This window comes from Pseudomonas sp. Snoq117.2, from assembly GCF_900110545.1.
Lineage (GTDB): Bacteria > Pseudomonadota > Gammaproteobacteria > Pseudomonadales > Pseudomonadaceae > Chryseomonas > Chryseomonas benzopyrenica.
Genome location: NZ_FOED01000001.1, coordinates 1097448 through 1114469, shown reverse-complemented (window position 1 = coordinate 1114469; position 17022 = coordinate 1097448). Strand labels below are relative to the sequence as shown.

Sequence of the window (17022 nt, the reverse complement as noted above, 5' to 3'; positions counted from 1 at the left end):
GCCAAGACCGGGCCGCAGCCTCACATATCCTGGGGCGTTTCCCGGACGGGACGGTCGTCGGCGATGGCGGGGACGTGCAGGCCGGTCTTGGCCAGTTGCTGGCCTTCCATCTGCGGCTGGGTGGTCCAGGTGAGGATGTCGTAATAACGGCGCACGTTCTGCACGAACTGCACCGTCTCACCACCACGGGCGTAGCCATAGCGGGTCTTGCTGTACCACTGCTTCTGCGCCAGGCGCGGCAGCATCTTCTTCACGTCCAGCCAGCGATCCGGGTCCAGGCCCTGGGATTCGGCCAGCCGGCGGGCGTCGAGGATATGGGCGATGCCGATGTTGTAGGTGGCCAGGGCGAACCAGGTGCGATCCGGTTCGTTGATGCTGTCGGGCAGCTCGTCACGGATCTGGTCGAAGTACTTGGCGCCGCCGGTGATGCTCTGCTCGGGATCCAGGCGATTGGATACCCCCATGGCCTGGGCCGTGTTGTTGGTCAGCATCATCAGTCCGCGTACCCCGGTCTTGGAGGTGGCGTCCGGCGTCCACAGCGATTCCTGGTAGCCCATGGCGGCCAGCAGGCGCCAGTCCAACTGGTGTTTCTGCGCCACCTTGCGGAAGTGCTTCTCGTACTTGGGCAGGCGTTCCTGCAGGTGCTGGGCGAAGGTGTAGGCACCGACGTAACCAAGCACGTCGACGTGGCCGTAGTAGCGCTCCTTGAGCTGCTGCAGGGTGCCGTCGCGGCGGACCTTGTCCAGGTAGGCGTTGACCGCGTCGAGCAGGCTGTTGTCCTCACCGGGCTGCAGCGCCCAGGCCTGGCCCTGGTTATCGCCCAGGTCGAAGGCCACCCGCACATTGGGGAAATAGACCTGGTTCATGGCCAGTTCGTTGGAATCCACCAGGGTCAGGTCGATCTGGCCCTCGTCGACCATGCGCAGCAGGTCGCTGACCTCCACCTGATCGGATTCGTCGAAGGCCAGCCCCGACACCTGGGCCTGCAGCGCCTTTAGTTGCTGGGCCTGGCTGCTGCCCTTGAGCACCAGGATGCGCTTGCCGACCAGGTCCTTGGGCGTGCTGGGGCGGACGGTGCCGTTGCGATAGATGACCTGGGGCACCACGTCCAGATAGCTGCGGGAAAACTTCAGACTCTGGCGATTGATCGAAGGCGTGAGGCCGGCCGCGGCGATCACCGGCCCGTCAGGCGCGGTCAAGCGATTGAAGAGGTCGTCGAGGTTGTCGGCGGTGCTGATTTCCAGGCGTACCTTGAGCGATTCGGCGAAGCCCTTGACCAGTTCGTATTCGAAGCCGGTCTCGCCGTTGCGGTCCTGGAAATAGGTCGCCGGACTGTTGCGCGTCACCACGCGCAGGACTCCCGCCTGCTGCACCTGCTCCAGCGCGGTAGGCTTGGGCGGCGCAGGCACGTCGGCCTCCCCGCAGCTCATGAGCAAGGCGAGGAAGGGCAGGGTAAGCCAGGCGAATCGCTTGAAGGCTCTATTCAAATGGGCTAGCTCGGCCATACGGCATCAAAACGGCACTGGCGCCTTGCTGACGCGCCTCATCGGTCGGCCCCTCCGGGCACTCGTTATGGTCGGGACGCTCCGCGCCACCGGTCCGGCCAAAGGCTCTATCCTGAGCCCAATGGGGAGCCGCGTCCATGGGGCGCGGCAGGCCGTAACGGCGGGCAGTATACGCGAGAAGTGGCCCAGCGCCCATTTTATACATACAAGGATGGTGGTAAGGCTGCATGAACCCTCGTCGCCGGAAGGTGTCCCCGGCGCGCCTTTAGGCTAGAATGCACGGCCCCAAAGTGACTTGGCCCCGAGGCTGTCCCCGATGCTGATCCTGCGCGGCGCTCCCGCTCTTTCTTCGTTCCGTCACGGCAAACTTCTCGACCAGCTGACTCGCCTGGTTCCCGGTGTCTCCGGGCTCTATGCCGAGTTCGTTCATTTCGCCGAAGTCGCCGGCACCCTGAGCGCGGAGGAAGAGGGCATCCTCGGCCGACTGCTGCAATACGGCCCCAGCGTCCCCCAGCAAGAACCCCAAGGCGCGCTGTTCCTCATCGTCCCGCGCCTGGGCACCATCTCGCCCTGGTCGAGCAAGGCCACCGACATCGCCCACAACTGTGGCCTGGCGCAGATCGAGCGTCTGGAGCGCGGCGTGGCCTACTATGTCGCCGGCGAGCTGGACGGCGTTGCCCACGCGCAGCTGGCCGCGGCCCTGCATGACCGCATGACCCAGCGCGTGCTGCCGACCCTGGACGCCGCCGCCGACATCTTCAGCCATGCCGCGCCCAAGCCGCTCACCGCGGTGGACGTGCTCGGCGGTGGTCACGCCGCGCTGGAGCAGGCCAACCTCGAGCTGGGCCTGGCCCTGGCCGAGGACGAGATCGACTACCTGGTCAAGAGCTTCACCGCCCTGGGGCGCAATCCCCATGACATCGAACTCATGATGTTCGCCCAGGCCAACTCCGAGCACTGCCGGCACAAGATCTTCAATGCCAGCTGGGACATCGACGGCGAAAGCCAGGAGAAGTCGCTGTTCGGCATGATCAAGAACACCTACGAGATGAACCGCGCTGGCGTGCTGTCCGCCTACAAGGACAACGCGGCGGTCATGGAAGGCTTCACCGCCGGCCGCTTCTATCCCGACGCCGAGTCCCGTGAGTACGGCGCGCACAGCCAGCCCGTGCACATCCTGATGAAGGTGGAGACCCACAACCACCCGACGGCCATCGCCCCCTTCCCCGGCGCCTCCACCGGCTCCGGCGGCGAGATCCGCGACGAAGGCGCCACCGGCCGCGGCTCCAAGCCCAAGGCCGGCCTGACCGGCTTCACCGTCTCCAACCTGAACATCCCCGGTTTCGCGCAGCCCTGGGAGCAGCCCTACGGCAAGCCCGAGCGCATCGTCACCCCGCTGGACATCATGATCGAGGGCCCGCTGGGCGGCGCCGCCTTCAACAACGAATTCGGTCGCCCGGCTCTAGCCGGCTACTTCCGCACCTTCGAGCAGCAGGTCGAGACCCCCCGTGGTCCCGAGGTGCGCGGCTACCACAAGCCGATCATGCTCGCCGGCGGCCTGGGCAACATCCGCGCCGACCACGTGCAGAAGGGCGACATCTCGGTGGGCGGCAAGCTCATCGTGCTCGGTGGTCCGGCCATGCTGATCGGTCTGGGCGGCGGCGCCGCCTCGTCCATGTCCACCGGTGCCAGCTCCGCCGACCTGGATTTCGCCTCGGTGCAGCGCGAGAACCCGGAAATGGAGCGCCGCTGTCAGGAGGTCATCGACCGCTGCTGGCAGCTGGGCGAAAACAACCCCATCACCTTCATCCATGACGTAGGCGCGGGCGGCCTGTCCAACGCCTTCCCCGAACTGGTCAACGATGCCGGTCGCGGCGGCCGCTTCGAACTGCGCAACGTGCCGAACGACGAGCCGGGCATGAGTCCGCTGGAGATCTGGTGCAACGAGTCCCAGGAGCGCTACGTGCTCTCCGTGGACGCCGAGAACTTCGAGACCTTCAAGGCCATCTGCGAACGCGAGCGCTGCCCCTTCGCCGTGGTCGGCGAAGCCACCGAGGAGCGCCAGCTGACCGTGGCCGACAGCCACTTCGGCAACAACGCCGTGGACATGCCGCTGGACGTCCTGCTCGGCAAGCCGCCGCGCATGCACCGCAGCGCCACCCGGGAAGCCGAACTGGGCGACGCCTTCGACGGCGCCGGCCTGGACCTGACCGAGTCGGTGGAGCGCGTCCTGCGCCACCCGGCCGTGGCCAGCAAGAGCTTCCTGATCACCATCGGCGACCGCACCATCACCGGCCTGGTCGCCCGCGACCAGATGGTCGGTCCCTGGCAGGTCCCGGTGGCCGACTGCGCCGTGACCGCCACCAGCTTCGACGTCCACACCGGCGAAGCCATGGCCATGGGCGAGCGCACCCCGCTGGCGCTGCTCGACGCGCCCGCTTCCGGCCGCATGGCCATCGGCGAGACCATCACCAACCTGGCCGCAGCGCGCATCGACAAGCTCGGCGACATCAAGCTCTCCGCCAACTGGATGGCCGCCGCCGGCCACCCGGGCGAAGATGCGCGCCTCTATGAAACCGTCAAGGCGGTGGGCATGGAGCTGTGCCCGCAGCTGGGCATCACCATCCCGGTCGGCAAGGACTCCATGTCCATGAAGACCCGCTGGCAGGACGGTGGCGAAGACAAGAGCGTCACCGCGCCGTTGTCACTGGTGATCACCGGCTTCGCCCCGGTGCAGGACATCCGCCGCACCCTGACCCCCCAGCTGCGCTTGGACAAGGGCCAGACCGACCTGATCCTGATCGATCTCGGCCGCGGCCAGAATCGCCTGGGCGGCTCCATCCTTGCCCAGACCCACGGCAAGCTCGGCCAGCAGGCTCCCGACGTCGACGAAGCCGAAGACCTCAAGGCCTTCTTCGCCGTGATCCAGGGCCTCAACCAGGACGGCCTGCTGCTGGCCTACCACGACCGTTCCGACGGCGGCCTCATCACCACCCTGGTGGAAATGGCCTTCGCCGGTCACTGCGGCCTGGCCCTGCGCCTGGACGCCCTGGCCGCCGACCGTGACGAGCTGACCCGGGCGCTGTTCGCCGAAGAACTGGGCGCCGTCATCCAGGTGCCCCAGGACTTCACCCACGAGGTGCTGGCCCAGTTCAGCGCGGCCGGTTTGGAAGACTGCGTGGCGGTGATCGGCAACCCGGTCAACGGCTACGAGATCAACATCCACTACCACGACGAGCATCTCTACCGGGCCGAGCGGCGCATGCTGCAGCGCGTCTGGAGCGAGACCAGCTTCCAGATCCAGCGCCTGCGCGACAACGCCGACTGCGCCCAGCAGGAATTCGACGCTCTGCTGGAAGAGGATCATCCGGGTCTGTCGGCCAAGCTGGCTTATGATCCTAACGAGGACATCTGCGCCCCCTACATCAAGAAGGGCGTGCGGCCCCAGGTCGCCATCCTGCGCGAGCAGGGCGTCAACGGTCAGGTGGAGATGGGCGCGGCCTTCGATCGCGCCGGCTTCGCCGCCATCGACGTGCACATGAGCGACATCCTCTCCGGTCGCATCGACCTGGCGGACTTCAAGGGCGTGGTCGCCTGTGGCGGCTTCTCCTATGGTGACGTCCTCGGCGCCGGCGGTGGTTGGGCCAAGTCCATCCTGTTCAACGCCCGGGCCCGCGACGGCTTCCAGCAGTTCTTCGAGCGCACCGATACCTTCACCCTCGGCGTGTGCAACGGCTGCCAGATGGTCGCCAACCTGCGCGAGCTGGTGCCCGGCAGCGAATTCTGGCCGCGCTTCGTGCGCAACCGCTCCGAGCAGTTCGAGGCGCGGGTGGCCATGGTCCAGGTGCAGGATTCGCCCTCGCTGTTCCTCGCTGGCATGGCCGGGTCGCGGCTGCCCATCGCCATCGCCCATGGCGAAGGCTTCGCCGAATACCCGAACCAGCAGGCGCTGGTCGCCGCTGACGTCTCCGGCACCGTGGCGCTGCGCTATGTCGACGGTCACAGCAAGGTCACCGAGGCCTACCCGGCCAACCCCAACGGCTCGCCGCTGGGCATCACCGGTCTGTCCAGCCAGGACGGTCGAGTGCTGCTGATGATGCCGCACCCCGAGCGCTGCTTCCGCGCCGTACAGAACTCCTGGATCCCGGCCGACTGGCAGGGCGAGGACGGCGGCTGGATGCGCCTGTTCCGCAATGCGCGGGTCTGGGTGGACTGAGTCCTCGGCTCGCGTCTGACGAAACCCGCGCCTCGGCGCGGGTTTCGTCTTTCTGGGAAGGGTTTAAGCTGAAGGGACCGTCCAGCGTCTCCGGAGTCCTCGATGTTCAAGCTGTGTTTCTACGTCCCCGACTCGCACCTCGATGCCGTCAAGCAGGCGATCTTTGCTGTGGGCGGTGGCCGCATCGGGCTCTATGACAGTTGCTGCTGGCAGGTCCAGGGCCTCGGTCAATTCCGTCCACTGGCGGGCAGCCAGCCGCACCTGGGCGAGCAGGGCAGTCTCGAACAGCTAACGGAATGGCGAGTGGAGCTGGTACTGGCCGATGAGCAGGTCGCCCGCCAGGCCGTGGCGGCGCTCAAGGAGGCGCATCCCTATGAAACGCCGGCCTACGACGTGGTGCAGGTGCTGGATTTCTAGTCGTCAGGGATAGCCGAGAACGGTCTTGATCCGTGCAAGCTCACGCTCGACCCAGCGCGGATCCACCGCGCCCCAATCGCGGACCTCGTAGCCGCCCGCGTTGTTGCGCGCGCCGTCGCCCTGCACGAACTGACAGTCGATATCCAGATCGGCCAGCGCCAGCAGGGTGTCCTGGGCCGTACGCCGCGGCATGCCGGTGGCGGCCATCAGCGCGGGCACGCTGGTGGCGGTGCCGCTGGCCACCAGCCAGGCCACATAGAGCCGGCGATAGAAACTGGTCTTGGTCTTGCTCACATCCATGAGAATCGTCCTAGGCAATAAAAAGCCCACCGCGAGGGTGGGCTTCAGGGGCATCAGAGGGTAGCGATGCGCTGCCGCTGGTCCACCATCTTGGCCAGGGCCTGTTCGGCTTCTGCCAGTTTGGCACGCTCCTTCTCCAGCACTTCGGCAGGCGCCTTGGCGACGAAGCCTTCGTTGCCCAGCTTGCCGCCGACGCGCTTGACCTCGCCTTCCAGGCGGCCGATCTCCTTGTCCAGGCGCGCCAGTTCCGCGTCCTTGTCGATCAGCCCGGCCATGGGCACCAGCACTTCCATCTCGCCCACCAGGGTGGTGGCGGACATCGGCGCTTCCTCGCCGGCGGCCAGCATGCGGACCGATTCCAACTTGGCCAGCTTGTTCAGCAGCGGCTCGAAGTCGGCCAGGCGGCGCTGGTCCTCGGCACTGGCATTGGCGACGATGATGTCGATGCGCTTGGCCATGGAAATCTTCATCTCGCCGCGGATCTGCCGCACGCCCAGCATCAGCGCCTTGACCCACTCGATGTCGCCTTCGGCGGCGGCGTCGATGCGCGCCTCGTTGGCTACCGGCCAGGGCTGCAGCATCAGCGTCTCACCCTGGACACCGGCCGGCGCCTTGAGGCGCTGCCAGATTTCCTCGGTGATGAAGGGCATGAAGGGGTGCGCCAGGCGCAGTACCACTTCCAGGACCCGCGCCAGAGTGCGGCGGGTACCGCGCTGGCGCTCGATGGAGGCGTTCTCGTCCCACAGCACCGGCTTGACCAGCTCCAGGTACCAGGCACAGTACTCGTCCCAGACGAATTCATAGAGGGCCTGAGTGGCCAGGTCGAAGCGGAAGGCGTCGAGCTGACGGGTCACCTCGGCCTCGGTGCGCTGCAGCTGGGAGATGATCCAGCGATCCACCGAGGACAGCTCGACAGGTTCGTCGTTGACGCCAGTATCCTGGCCCTCGACGTTCTCCATGACGAAGTTCGCCGCGTTCCACAGCTTGTTGCAGAAGTTGCGATAGCCCTCGACGCGACCCATGTCGAACTTGACGTCGCGGCCGGTGGTGGCCAGGGAGCAGAAGGTGAATCTCAGGGCATCGGTGCCGTAGCTGGCGATGCCATCCGGGAACTCGGCACGGGTCTGCTTGGCGATCTTCTCGGCCAGCTTGGGCTGCATCAGGCCGCTGGTGCGCTTCTGCAGCAGGGTGTCCAGGTCGATGCCGTCGACGATGTCCAGTGGGTCGAGCACGTTGCCCTTGGACTTGGACATCTTCTGGCCCTGGCCATCGCGCACCAGGCCGTGGACGTAGACGGTCTTGAACGGAATCTGCCCGGTCAGGTGGGTGGACAGCATGATCATCCGGGCGACCCAGAAGAAGATGATGTCGAAGCCGGTGACCAGCACGTCGGTGGGGTGGAAGGTCTTCAGCGCCTCGGTCTGCTCGGGCCAGCCCAGGGTGGAGAAGGTCCACAGGCCGGAACTGAACCAGGTGTCCAGGACATCGTCGTCCTGGCGCAGGGCGATGTCACCCAGGTTGTGCTTGGCGCGTACCTCGGCCTCGTCGCGACCGACGTAGACGTTGCCGGCCTGGTCGTACCAGGCGGGAATGCGGTGGCCCCACCAGAGCTGGCGGCTGATGCACCAGTCCTGGATGTCGCGCATCCAGCTGAAGTACATGTTCTCGTACTGCTTGGGCACGAATTGCACCTCACCGCTCTCGACCACGGCGATGGCCTTCTCGGCCAAGGGCTTGGTGGAGACGTACCACTGGTCGGTCAGCCAGGGCTCGATCACGGTGCCGGAGCGGTCGCCCTTGGGTACCTTGAGGGCGTGGTCGTCGATCTTTTCCAGGCGGCCGGCGGCCTCCAGATCGGCGACGATGCGCTTGCGCGCCTCGAAGCGATCCAGGCCGGCGTAGGCGGCGGGCAGGGTGGCGTCGAACATGCCGTTGACGCTGCCGTCCAGGTTGAACACCTGGGCACCGGGTAGGACGGCCGCGTCGGCATCGAAGATGTTGATCAGCGGCAGGTTGTGGCGCTTGCCGACTTCATAGTCGTTGAAGTCGTGGGCCGGGGTGATCTTGACGCAGCCGGTGCCGAATTCGGGGTCGCAGTAGTCGTCGCCGACGATGGGGATGCGACGGCCCACCAGGGGCAGCTCGACGTACTGGCCGATCAGATCCTTGTAGCGCGGATCTTCCGGGTGCACGGCCACGGCGGCATCGCCCAGCAGGGTCTCGGGGCGGGTGGTGGCGACCACCAGATGGTCCATGCCCTCGGCGGTGCGGGCACCGTCCGCCAGGGGATAGCGCAGGTGCCAGAGGTGGCCCTTCTCGTCATGGCTTTCCACTTCCAGGTCGGAAATGGCGGTGTGCAGCTTGGTGTCCCAGTTGACCAGGCGCTTGCCGCGATAGATCAGGCCGTCCTCGTGCAGGCGCACGAAGGCTTCCTTGACCGCCTCGGAGAGGCCGTCGTCCATGGTGAAGCGCTCGCGCGACCAGTCCACCGAGGAGCCCAGGCGGCGGATCTGCCGGCTGATGTTGCCACCGGATTCATTCTTCCATTCCCAGACCTTCTCCAGGAATTTTTCCCGGCCCAGGTCATGGCGCGACAGGCCCTCGGCACCGATGCGGCGCTCCACCAGCATCTGGGTGGCGATGCCGGCGTGGTCGGTGCCCGGCTGCCAGAGGGTGTTGCGACCCTGCATGCGGCGGAAGCGGATCAGGGCGTCCATGATGGCGTTGTTGAAGCCATGGCCCATGTGCAGGCTGCCGGTCACGTTCGGCGGCGGGATCATGATGGTGTAGGGCTCGCCCGACCCCTGGGGCGCGAAGTAGCCCTGGCGTTCCCAGGTCTGGTACCAGGAGGTTTCGATGGCGTGCGGCTGGTAGGTCTTGTCCATGGAGGGGGCTTTTGTCGCTGGAAGAGGAAAGCCTCCGAGTATAGCGACTCCCGCCGGCCGACGGCAGGGCGCCTTGGCGCCCCGCGCTCAGGGACGCTGCAGCAGTTCTTCCAGTCGCCGCTGCAGACGGCGCTGCAACTCGGCCTCCAGGCGCGGCAACTGCTCGTCGAGCAGTTCCTGCAGGATGGCCGGCGCCTCCTGGTGCAGGCGGACGTGGGCCAGGTCTTCATGGGGCGCGCTGGGCGTCACCTCTTCGATGGCGTCCGGCACGATCTGGTCGAGCAGCGGCGGGATGGCCTTGAGGCGCTCGGCGCTGGGCGCGATGACGTCGGAGAGGATGGGGATGCCATCGGCGCTGCTCGGATGAATCGTGTTGCGACTCTTGTCGAGCACCTGGCGGATGGCTTCGAGGTCTTGCAGGACGTGCGCGGGAGGCTTGGTGCTGGTCATGAAATCAGACACGTGACAGCTGATGGTCCTGTAGAGCATAGCCAAGCTTGCGGTAGAAGCGAAAACCTTCGCGCATCGCCTGGCGCACGTCGGGGGCTTCGACGACCACTTCGGCGATCCGGGCGAAACCCGCATGGCAGGGCGGCGGGGCCAGGCTGAGGTTGATCAGCAGTTCGCCCGTTTGCTCGGCGGTCGTGGTCAGGCCCAGCACCACCGGACTGTCACTGGCGGTTTCCGCCAAGTCGTGGGGAATGAAGCTGTCGGGACGGAAGGCCCATAGCTGTTCGTCCAGGCGCTGGCGCTGCTCGGCGTCGGCGCAATGCACATAGACCGGCATGCCCTGCTTCCAGGCCTTGTCCACCAGCCGGCAGGCAAAGGCCAGCCGCGCCGCGGGATCGGTGGAAGGCAGAACATAGAAATCGACACGGGTCATGGGCGGTCACGGCGAGGGGAGGGGAACGGCAAGGCCGCGACGTAGGGGCGTCGCGGCCTCTATAGGCGTTAGCGCGTGTTCAAAGTCTCGCGAGCTAGAGCCAAACAAGGCGAAAAGACCTGAGGAAGCGGAGTTTACAAAGAGTAAATGAGCATTCCGAAGGTCTTTTCAACGCCGTTTGGCCGACGCGCAGCAGACTTTGAGCAGGCCTTAGGCCTCGTTGCTGCGGTCGAGCAGATATTGCACCAGCAGCGGTACCGGGCGACCGGTGGCGGCCTTGTCCTTGCCGCCGCTGATCCAGGCGGTGCCGGCCACGTCCAGGTGCGCCCAGGGATAGGCCTTGGCATAGCGCGCCAGGAAGCAGCCCGCGGTGATGGTGCCGGCCTTGGGACCGCCGATGTTGGCCATGTCGGCGAAGGGGCTGTCCAGCTGCTCCTGGTACTCCTCGTGCAGCGGCAGTTGCCAGACGCGGTCGTCGGCGCGATCGCCGGCCTGCTTGACCTGGTCGATCAGCGCATCGTCGTTGCCCATCAGGCCCGAGACCAGCGAACCCAGGGCGGTGATGCAGGCGCCGGTGAGGGTGGCAATGTCGATCACCGCCTTGGGCTGGAAGCGCTCGGCGTAGGTGAGGGTGTCGCACAGCACCAGGCGGCCTTCGGCGTCGGTGTTGAGGATCTCGATGGTCTGACCGCTCATGCTGGTGACGATGTCACCCGGGCGGGTGGCGGTGCCGCTGGGCATGTTCTCGGCCAGGGCCAGCAGACCCACCACGTTGATCGCTGGCTTGAGCTCCATGAGGGCGCGGAAGGTGCCCAGGACGCTGGCGGCGCCGCACATGTCGTACTTCATCTCGTCCATGCCGGCGCTGGGCTTGATGCTGATGCCGCCGGTGTCGAAGGTGATGCCCTTGCCGACCAGGGTGTAGGGCTGGGCGTTCTTGGCGCCGCCCCGGTACTGCAGCACCACCAGGCGCGGCGGCTGGGCGCTGCCCTGGGCCACGGCGAGGAAGGAGCCCATGCCCAGTTCGCGCATCTTCTTCTCGTCGAGCACCTCGACGGAGAGCCCGGCGTCCTTGAACTGCTTGCCCAGGGCCTTGGCCTGATCGGCCACATAGACCGGGTTGCAGACGTTTGGCGGCAGGTTGCCGAAGTCCTTGGCATAGGCGGTGCCGTGGGTGATCGCCAGGGCATGGGCCAGGGCGCGTTCGGCTTCCGGCTGGGAGGCCTTGGTGGTGACCAGGGTCAGCTTCTTCAGCGGCCGCGGCTCGGCCTTCTTGCTCTTGAATCGATCGAAGACGTAGTCGCCATCGGCCAGGGTCTCGGCCAGCAGGCGCAGGCGGGCATAACCATCGCGATTCTTGACCGGCACATCGCCGAGGGCGATGGCAGCGTCGCTGCCGCCCAGGCTCTTGAGCACGCCCAGGGCGCCGCTGGCCAGCTTGCGGTACTGGCGGTCGGACAGCCCTTCGCTGGCGCCGCTACCGACGAGCAGCACGCGCTCGGCCTTGATGCCGGGCAGATTGGTGAGCAGCAGGGTCTGGCCGGCCTTGCCGGCGATGTCGCCGCGCTTGACGGCCGCGCTCAGGGCGCCGGAAGTGGCAGCGTCCACGGCGCTGGCCGCTGCGTCGAGCGCACCGCCTTCACCGACGGCCACGACCAGCGTGGCGGTTTTCAGGGTTTCCGGACGAGCGTTTTTGACGACGAATTCCATTAGGAGAAGCTCCCCAAGACAAACACATGAGTTCGCAGGATATAATGCGGGGCTTTCGCCAGGGCCTTTCCCGGCGATCGGCCTTCAACGGGTGGGCCTTGCAACGCAAGCCATGCAGCCGAGCTAGTGTGAGCGTTCGCGCCAGAGCCTGACAACCCTGGAGAATCCTGTTTGATCGTCTTCCGCTATCTGTCTCGAGAAGTTCTCACCACCCTCGGTGCGGTCAGTGCCGTGCTGCTGGTGATCATCATGAGCGGCCGCTTCATCAAGTACCTGGCCCAAGCGGCCCAGGGCCTGCTGGATCCGGGCGTGCTCCTGCTCATCATGGCCTACCGCATCCCCGGCTTCCTGCAGCTGATCCTGCCGCTGGGCCTCTTTCTCGGCTTCCTGCTCGCCTATGGCCGGCTGTACCTGGACAGCGAGATGACCGTGCTCACCGCCACCGGCCTGAGTCCGCGCCGCCTGCTGGCCTACAGCATGGCGCCGGCCGCGGTGGTGGCCCTGGTGGTCGCCTGGCTGAGTCTGTCGCTGGCACCCCTGGGCGTGCAGAAGGTCACCACCATCCTCAATCAGCAGGATGCCATGACCGAGTTCGACACCCTCGAACCGGGCCGCTTCCAGTCGCTGCGGGACAATTCGCGGGTCACCTACACCGAGCGCCTGTCGGCGGATCGCAGCCAGCTGGGCGGCGTCTTCATTTCCGAGCGCAACACCTCCACCGCCGGCGGCAAGGACCGCGGCGTGGGCGTGCTGGTGGCCGACACCGGGCGGCAGGAAATCCACCCGGACGGCAGTCGCTACCTGATCCTGCAGAACGGCTTCCGCTACGACGGCGTGCCGGGCCAGGCCGATTACCGCGCCGTGCAGTACGAGACCTATGGCGTGCTCCTGCCCAAGCCTGCGGTCAGCGAGGACATCAGCGAGCGTGATGCCGTCACCACCGGTGAACTCATGCGCAGCAACGAGCTGCAGTATCGCGGCGAGCTGCAATGGCGGCTGTCGCTGCCAATCCTGGTGTTCGTCGTGACTCTCATCGCCGTGCCCTTGGCCAAGGTCAATCCGCGTCAGGGCCGTTTCCTCAAGCTGCTGCCGGCGATCCTGCTGTACATGGCCTACCTGTCGCTGCTGATCGCCGCCCGCGGCGCCCTGGATAAAGGCCGCCTGCCGCCGGCCATCGGTCTGTGGGGCGTGCACCTGCTGTTCCTGGTGCTGGGGCTGCTGCTGGCCTTCTGGGAACCGCTCAAGGCGCGTCTGCGCGGTCGCAAGCCGGAGGTAGCGGCATGAACAAGCTCGATTGGTACATAGGGCGCACCGTCTTCGTCAGCATCCTCGCGGTGCTGGGTGTGATCGTTGGTCTGGCCCTGCTGTTCGCCTTCATCGACCAGCTCGGTGACTTCGACGACAACTACGGCGTCGCCGAGGCGCTCAAGTTCGTCCTGCTCACCTCGCCGCGGCGAGCCTACGAGATGCTGCCCATGGCGGCGCTGATTGGCTGCCTGATCGGCCTGGGCACCCTGGCCAGCAGCAGCGAGCTGATCGTGATGCGTGCCGCTGGGGTTTCCCTGGGGCGCATCGTCTGGGCGGTGATGAAGCCGATGTTCGTGCTGCTCATCGCCGGCATCCTGGTCGGCGAGTACGTGGCGCCCTGGTCGGAGAACCTGGCGCAGAGCGGTCGTGCCCTGGCGCAGAGCGCCGGCAAGGCGCAGAGTTCGCGTCATGGCCTCTGGCATCGCCAGGGCCACGAGTACACCCACGTCAACGCCGTGCAGCCCAATGGCCTGCTGCTGGGCGTGACGCGCTACGAATTCGACGACAATCGCCATCTGCTGCAATCCAGCTTCGCCCAGCGCGGTATCTATCGTGGCGATCACTGGGAGCTGGAAAACGTCAGCATCACCGACTTCGGCAATCGCCAGACCAGCGTGCGTCAGGAGCCCAAGGTGATCTGGAACGTCGAGCTGACCCCGCAGGTGCTCGATACCGTGATCATGGAGCCGGATGCGCTGTCGATCTCCGGGCTGTGGTGGTACATCCACTACCTGGCCGATCAGGGGCTGAGCAACAAGAGCTACTGGCTGGCGTTCTGGTCGAAGATCTTCCAGCCGCTGGTGACCGCCGCCCTGGTGCTGATGGCGATCTCCTTCATCTTCGGCCCGCTGCGCTCGGTGACCCTGGGCCAGCGGATCTTCACCGGGGTGATCATCGGCTTCGCCCTGCGCATCTTCCAGGACCTGCTGGGACCGTCCAGCCTGGTGTTCGGCTTCTCGCCGCTGCTGGCCGTGCTGGCACCGGCGCTGCTCTGCGCCGTGGCTGGGATCCTGTTGCTGCGCCGGGCCGGCTAGGGCCCGGCGGCGCCGTCCGCTAGGCGGCGCCCTTGCTCACGACCGGTTGCGGCTGCAGCCAGCCGGCGTGGGCTTCGCAGAAGCTCAGGATGCGCTGCACGCGGCGGATCTGATCCCGATGGCGGCATTCGCCCACCACGGTACGCACCAGCAGATCGACGTTCTGCATGTGGATCAGGCGCAGATCAGCGCTCATGTCGGGGCAGGCGTCCATCTCGTCCATGCGCGTCTCGCAACGCGAGAGCAGGCGCTCGATGAAGGCGGTGGAGAAGCGGGCGGGGGTCTGGGCCGTTTCCAGGTCCTTGACCGCCACCTGAGAGAGGGGGGAGAGCGTTTCCATGTGCAAGATCTCGCGTCCGTATCGATGTCTTACTATTGCACGCTTTGCCCTTGCGTTTCAGCTGCCGGTGGTCAGCTGGCTATCCGATCGTTTCCGGGGCTCAGCGCGGATGTCCGGCTGCTCCTGTCGCCACGTCGAGCAGCGCTGATCGCGCCTTAAGATAAGACTGCTTCTGCTGCAAGTCGGCTGGATGATCGATGGTTAGCCCCGCCAGATAGCCCTGCCAGATGGCCAAGTAGGCTTTCTGCGCATTGCGCAGCCGCCAATCCTGGCCGGCGGGTAATTGGTCCGTAGCAGACTTCTCTTCGGCAGCGGCCTGGGTCTGGCAACTGCTCAGCCGCTGACGAAAGTCCGCCAGCCGCCCTTGTTCGCCCGCCAAGCGGGCGTTGTTGCCATGCAGCACCAGCAACTCGCAGCCATAGAGGGCGCTGTGCAACCGGGCCTGCAACGTCCAGCTGGGCGAGCGATTCAGGTCGACACCCGCACTCGCTGGCTGGGTGGGTCGCTGCACGGCGCAGCCACCCAGGGTCAGCAGCAGGACGAGTAGCAGGGAAGGGCTCAGGCGCATCTTCCGGTCTCGGCAAGCCTTGTGCGGGCACCAGCCTATTGGTAACGCTGCCATTCCCGATACTTGTCCATCAGGTAGTTACCGACCGGTTGCGACTTCTTGCAGTCCTCACCGCTCAGTGGGCTGGGTTCGCAGACGGAGTCGGCCGAGCTGTAGTGGTTGCAGCCGGTCAGCAGTAACGCGAGGCCAAGCAATATCCATTTCAAAAGGCATCCTTCCCTACGATGAAAGCGGGAGTGTGGTGATCAAGAACGTGCCTGATGGATGGGGGTCGCCGTATTCGCAAAGGTACAAAAACCGCAATTAGCGCAAGGCTGCATACCTTGAAAATTCATCCAATCTGTATCCCTTGACCGTCTTGCTGCCGGGCTAACATACCCTTCCTGACCTAGGTAGAGGCCGTCATGCAACTGAGCGACATTCCATTCGGTACCAGTGACTGGTCGAAAATCGAACCTGTAGTCCATGCGGGAGCGAGCGGCTCAGCGCTTTGGCGTACCTGCCAGTTTGGTGCAATACGGGTCCGCATGGTCGAGTACAGTGAGGGTTATCTTGCCGATCACTGGTGCAGCAAGGGACATATTCTACTTTGCCTGGATGGTCGGCTGGATACCGAGCTGGCCGATGGTCGCGTCTTCACCTTGACCGCCGGCATGAGTTACCAGGTGGCCGACAATGCAGAGGCTCACAGATCCTCGACCGCGACTGGGGCTAGGTTATTCGTCGTGGATTGAGGCTCGTATCGACGCCGCGACCAAGGCGCACCAGGCACAAAAAAACCGCCTCGAGGGGCGGTTTCTTCGGCTTCCAGGCAACACGGGGGAGGCCTGGAAGGTACCAACTTGGTGCCCGGGGGAGACTCGAACTCAGGCTTGTAGCCGGCGCCAAGCGCTGATCGGTGATTTCAGTAGCCTGGGCCTACTCACATTCCTACTCACATTTGCCGCCGCTGGTCCCTCACACGTCCCTACCGATCTGGATTTCTGCTGCTAGGCTTCTGACTCCACCCACACGGAGGCGAAGCGATGAAGTTCAAGGCGAAGGTCTATTTCAACCACCAGCAATTCAGGGCTCTGGCTATTCCGGAGGATAGCTCGCTGGATCTGCAGCCACGTGAAGTACAGCAGTGGATAGGCCCGAAGGTTACCGAGGGCGAGCGTGAATTGGACACGAATGAGCAGCTCATAGGCTTCGACCCGCAAAGGGTGTGGGACGACTTCCAGAAGAAAGGCTGGTCAGGCTTCGAAATCACGTCGCGATCGGAAGGCATTCCGTGACATGTCACATTTGCCGATTTCTCTATCTACAAAATTGCTCAGAGACAGGCTGCTACCATCGAACTCTGTTAGAAAAACAACGAGCCCGCCCTGCTTATACGCAGTGTTGATCGGGCCTTTTTTCGCGTCCAAGGAAAGCACCACCGACTCGAAAGACCGCGAAGCTATCGAAACGTCTGCTTCGTTCTTGTAAAGCTTGGATTTGTCCCTCTTTTTGTTGCCGATGGTCTTCCGCTGCTGATCGACAAATTCAATTTCAGCATCACTCGCGTATCGACCCACACCGAAGCCGCCGGCCCGCTGTTCATCTGGCGGCAGCGATTCGTCATAGAAACCGAAAATCGGTACCGTTTTGACGCATTTAGCTACTGTCGCCTCTATGAACCGTTTGAGTTCTGCTTTTTCTGGGGAGATCGGGGGAATTTCGAACTCGGCTTCCCTAGTCATGCATAGGCAATACCGGTCTGATGGAAGCTCAACACTTAGGTCGAGTCCCCGCGCAAACAGAAAGTCCCAGACGTTGTTGTCTATATAAACGCTCACTGCAGCCATTTTTTTGGCCTCCTCTGCGCTTCGCAG

At 65.0% G+C, this 17022-nt stretch carries 16 protein-coding genes; 6 read left to right on the top strand and 10 right to left on the bottom strand.

Annotated features, from left to right (window positions below; genetic code table 11):
• Positions 1-20: 20 nt before the first annotated feature.
• Positions 21-1505, bottom strand: a complete 1485-nt coding sequence (mltF, locus tag BMZ43_RS05460; protein ID WP_093250707.1) for a membrane-bound lytic murein transglycosylase MltF — start codon at positions 1503-1505, stop codon at positions 21-23.
• Positions 1506-1821: 316 nt separating this feature from the next.
• Here mltF and purL point away from each other — a divergent pair, with 316 nt between their 5' ends.
• Positions 1822-5721 carry a phosphoribosylformylglycinamidine synthase gene (purL, locus tag BMZ43_RS05455; RefSeq protein WP_093250703.1) on the top strand — a complete coding sequence of 1300 codons (3900 nt, stop codon included), beginning with the start codon at positions 1822-1824 and terminating at the stop codon, positions 5719-5721.
• 102 nt (positions 5722-5823) lie between these two features.
• Positions 5824-6138: a YqfO family protein gene (locus BMZ43_RS05450; protein WP_017642557.1), complete on the top strand. Its 315-nt coding sequence runs from the start codon at positions 5824-5826 to the stop codon at positions 6136-6138.
• A 3-nt stretch (positions 6139-6141) separates the two neighbouring features.
• Here the strand turns inward: BMZ43_RS05450 and BMZ43_RS05445 are convergent, their stop codons facing one another.
• The 5 genes from BMZ43_RS05445 to BMZ43_RS05425 form a co-directional block, all read right to left on the bottom strand.
• A complete protein-coding gene (locus tag BMZ43_RS05445) occupies positions 6142-6438 on the bottom strand; it encodes a winged helix-turn-helix domain-containing protein (RefSeq protein ID WP_017642556.1) in 297 nt (98 codons plus the stop codon).
• A gap of 53 nt (positions 6439-6491) precedes the next feature.
• Positions 6492-9323, bottom strand: a complete 2832-nt coding sequence (locus tag BMZ43_RS05440; RefSeq protein ID WP_093250699.1) for a valine--tRNA ligase — start codon at positions 9321-9323, stop codon at positions 6492-6494.
• Positions 9324-9410: 87 nt separating this feature from the next.
• A complete protein-coding gene (locus BMZ43_RS05435; RefSeq protein ID WP_017642554.1) occupies positions 9411-9773 on the bottom strand; it encodes a hypothetical protein in 363 nt (120 codons plus the stop codon).
• Positions 9774-9777: 4 nt separating this feature from the next.
• Entirely contained in the window at positions 9778-10206 is a 429-nt protein-coding gene (locus tag BMZ43_RS05430; protein WP_093250695.1) for a DNA polymerase III subunit chi, read from the bottom strand.
• Positions 10207-10416: 210 nt separating this feature from the next.
• Positions 10417-11916: a leucyl aminopeptidase gene (locus BMZ43_RS05425; RefSeq protein ID WP_093250692.1), complete on the bottom strand. Its 1500-nt coding sequence runs from the start codon at positions 11914-11916 to the stop codon at positions 10417-10419.
• A 171-nt stretch (positions 11917-12087) separates the two neighbouring features.
• Between BMZ43_RS05425 and lptF the strand changes: the two genes are divergently transcribed.
• Entirely contained in the window at positions 12088-13200 is a 1113-nt protein-coding gene (gene lptF / locus BMZ43_RS05420; RefSeq protein ID WP_017642551.1) for an LPS export ABC transporter permease LptF, read from the top strand.
• Positions 13197-14258, top strand: a complete 1062-nt coding sequence (gene lptG / locus BMZ43_RS05415) for an LPS export ABC transporter permease LptG (protein WP_017642550.1) — start codon at positions 13197-13199, stop codon at positions 14256-14258. Before lptF ends, lptG begins: the two co-directional genes overlap by 4 nt.
• Before the next feature lie 19 nt (positions 14259-14277).
• Here the strand turns inward: lptG and BMZ43_RS05410 are convergent, their stop codons facing one another.
• From BMZ43_RS05410 to BMZ43_RS26445, 3 genes are all read right to left on the bottom strand, one after another.
• Positions 14278-14598 (bottom strand): hypothetical protein, encoded by a 321-nt coding sequence (locus BMZ43_RS05410; protein WP_017642549.1) that lies wholly within the window; start codon positions 14596-14598, stop codon positions 14278-14280.
• Positions 14599-14698: 100 nt separating this feature from the next.
• Positions 14699-15166, bottom strand: a complete 468-nt coding sequence (locus BMZ43_RS05405) for a hypothetical protein (RefSeq protein WP_064307959.1) — start codon at positions 15164-15166, stop codon at positions 14699-14701.
• 35 nt (positions 15167-15201) lie between these two features.
• Positions 15202-15372: a hypothetical protein gene (locus tag BMZ43_RS26445; protein WP_017642547.1), complete on the bottom strand. Its 171-nt coding sequence runs from the start codon at positions 15370-15372 to the stop codon at positions 15202-15204.
• 198 nt (positions 15373-15570) lie between these two features.
• Between BMZ43_RS26445 and BMZ43_RS05400 the strand changes: the two genes are divergently transcribed.
• Complete coding sequence (locus BMZ43_RS05400; protein WP_064307958.1) at positions 15571-15900, top strand: DHCW motif cupin fold protein; 330 nt, start codon at positions 15571-15573, stop codon at positions 15898-15900.
• A 291-nt stretch (positions 15901-16191) separates the two neighbouring features.
• Complete coding sequence (locus tag BMZ43_RS05395; protein WP_093250684.1) at positions 16192-16443, top strand: hypothetical protein; 252 nt, start codon at positions 16192-16194, stop codon at positions 16441-16443.
• On the opposite strand, the gene BMZ43_RS26005 is transcribed toward BMZ43_RS05395, so the two are convergent.
• Positions 16402-16995: a hypothetical protein gene (locus tag BMZ43_RS26005; RefSeq protein ID WP_143075230.1), complete on the bottom strand. Its 594-nt coding sequence runs from the start codon at positions 16993-16995 to the stop codon at positions 16402-16404. The two genes, BMZ43_RS05395 and BMZ43_RS26005, sit on opposite strands and share 42 nt — an antisense overlap.
• Positions 16996-17022 lie beyond the last annotated feature (27 nt).

Bases quoted from the DNA above. Each gene is read 5' to 3' on its own strand.
- BMZ43_RS05405 (WP_064307959.1), bottom strand. From the start codon at position 15,166: ATGCGCCTGAGCCCTTCCCTGCTACTCGTCCTGCTGCTGACCCTGGGT.
- lptG (WP_017642550.1), top strand. From the start codon at position 13,197: ATGAACAAGCTCGATTGGTACATAGGGCGCACCGTCTTCGTCAGCATC.
- BMZ43_RS26005 (WP_143075230.1), bottom strand. From the start codon at position 16,995: ATGGCTGCAGTGAGCGTTTATATAGACAACAACGTCTGGGACTTTCTG.
- BMZ43_RS05450 (WP_017642557.1), top strand. From the start codon at position 5,824: ATGTTCAAGCTGTGTTTCTACGTCCCCGACTCGCACCTCGATGCCGTC.
- mltF (WP_093250707.1), bottom strand. From the start codon at position 1,505: ATGGCCGAGCTAGCCCATTTGAATAGAGCCTTCAAGCGATTCGCCTGG.
- purL (WP_093250703.1), top strand. From the start codon at position 1,822: ATGCTGATCCTGCGCGGCGCTCCCGCTCTTTCTTCGTTCCGTCACGGC.
- BMZ43_RS05395 (WP_093250684.1), top strand. From the start codon at position 16,192: ATGAAGTTCAAGGCGAAGGTCTATTTCAACCACCAGCAATTCAGGGCT.
- BMZ43_RS05445 (WP_017642556.1), bottom strand. From the start codon at position 6,438: ATGGATGTGAGCAAGACCAAGACCAGTTTCTATCGCCGGCTCTATGTG.
- BMZ43_RS05435 (WP_017642554.1), bottom strand. From the start codon at position 9,773: ATGACCAGCACCAAGCCTCCCGCGCACGTCCTGCAAGACCTCGAAGCC.
- BMZ43_RS05400 (WP_064307958.1), top strand. From the start codon at position 15,571: ATGCAACTGAGCGACATTCCATTCGGTACCAGTGACTGGTCGAAAATC.
- BMZ43_RS05440 (WP_093250699.1), bottom strand. From the start codon at position 9,323: ATGGACAAGACCTACCAGCCGCACGCCATCGAAACCTCCTGGTACCAG.
- BMZ43_RS05410 (WP_017642549.1), bottom strand. From the start codon at position 14,598: ATGGAAACGCTCTCCCCCCTCTCTCAGGTGGCGGTCAAGGACCTGGAA.
- BMZ43_RS05430 (WP_093250695.1), bottom strand. From the start codon at position 10,206: ATGACCCGTGTCGATTTCTATGTTCTGCCTTCCACCGATCCCGCGGCG.
- BMZ43_RS05425 (WP_093250692.1), bottom strand. From the start codon at position 11,916: ATGGAATTCGTCGTCAAAAACGCTCGTCCGGAAACCCTGAAAACCGCC.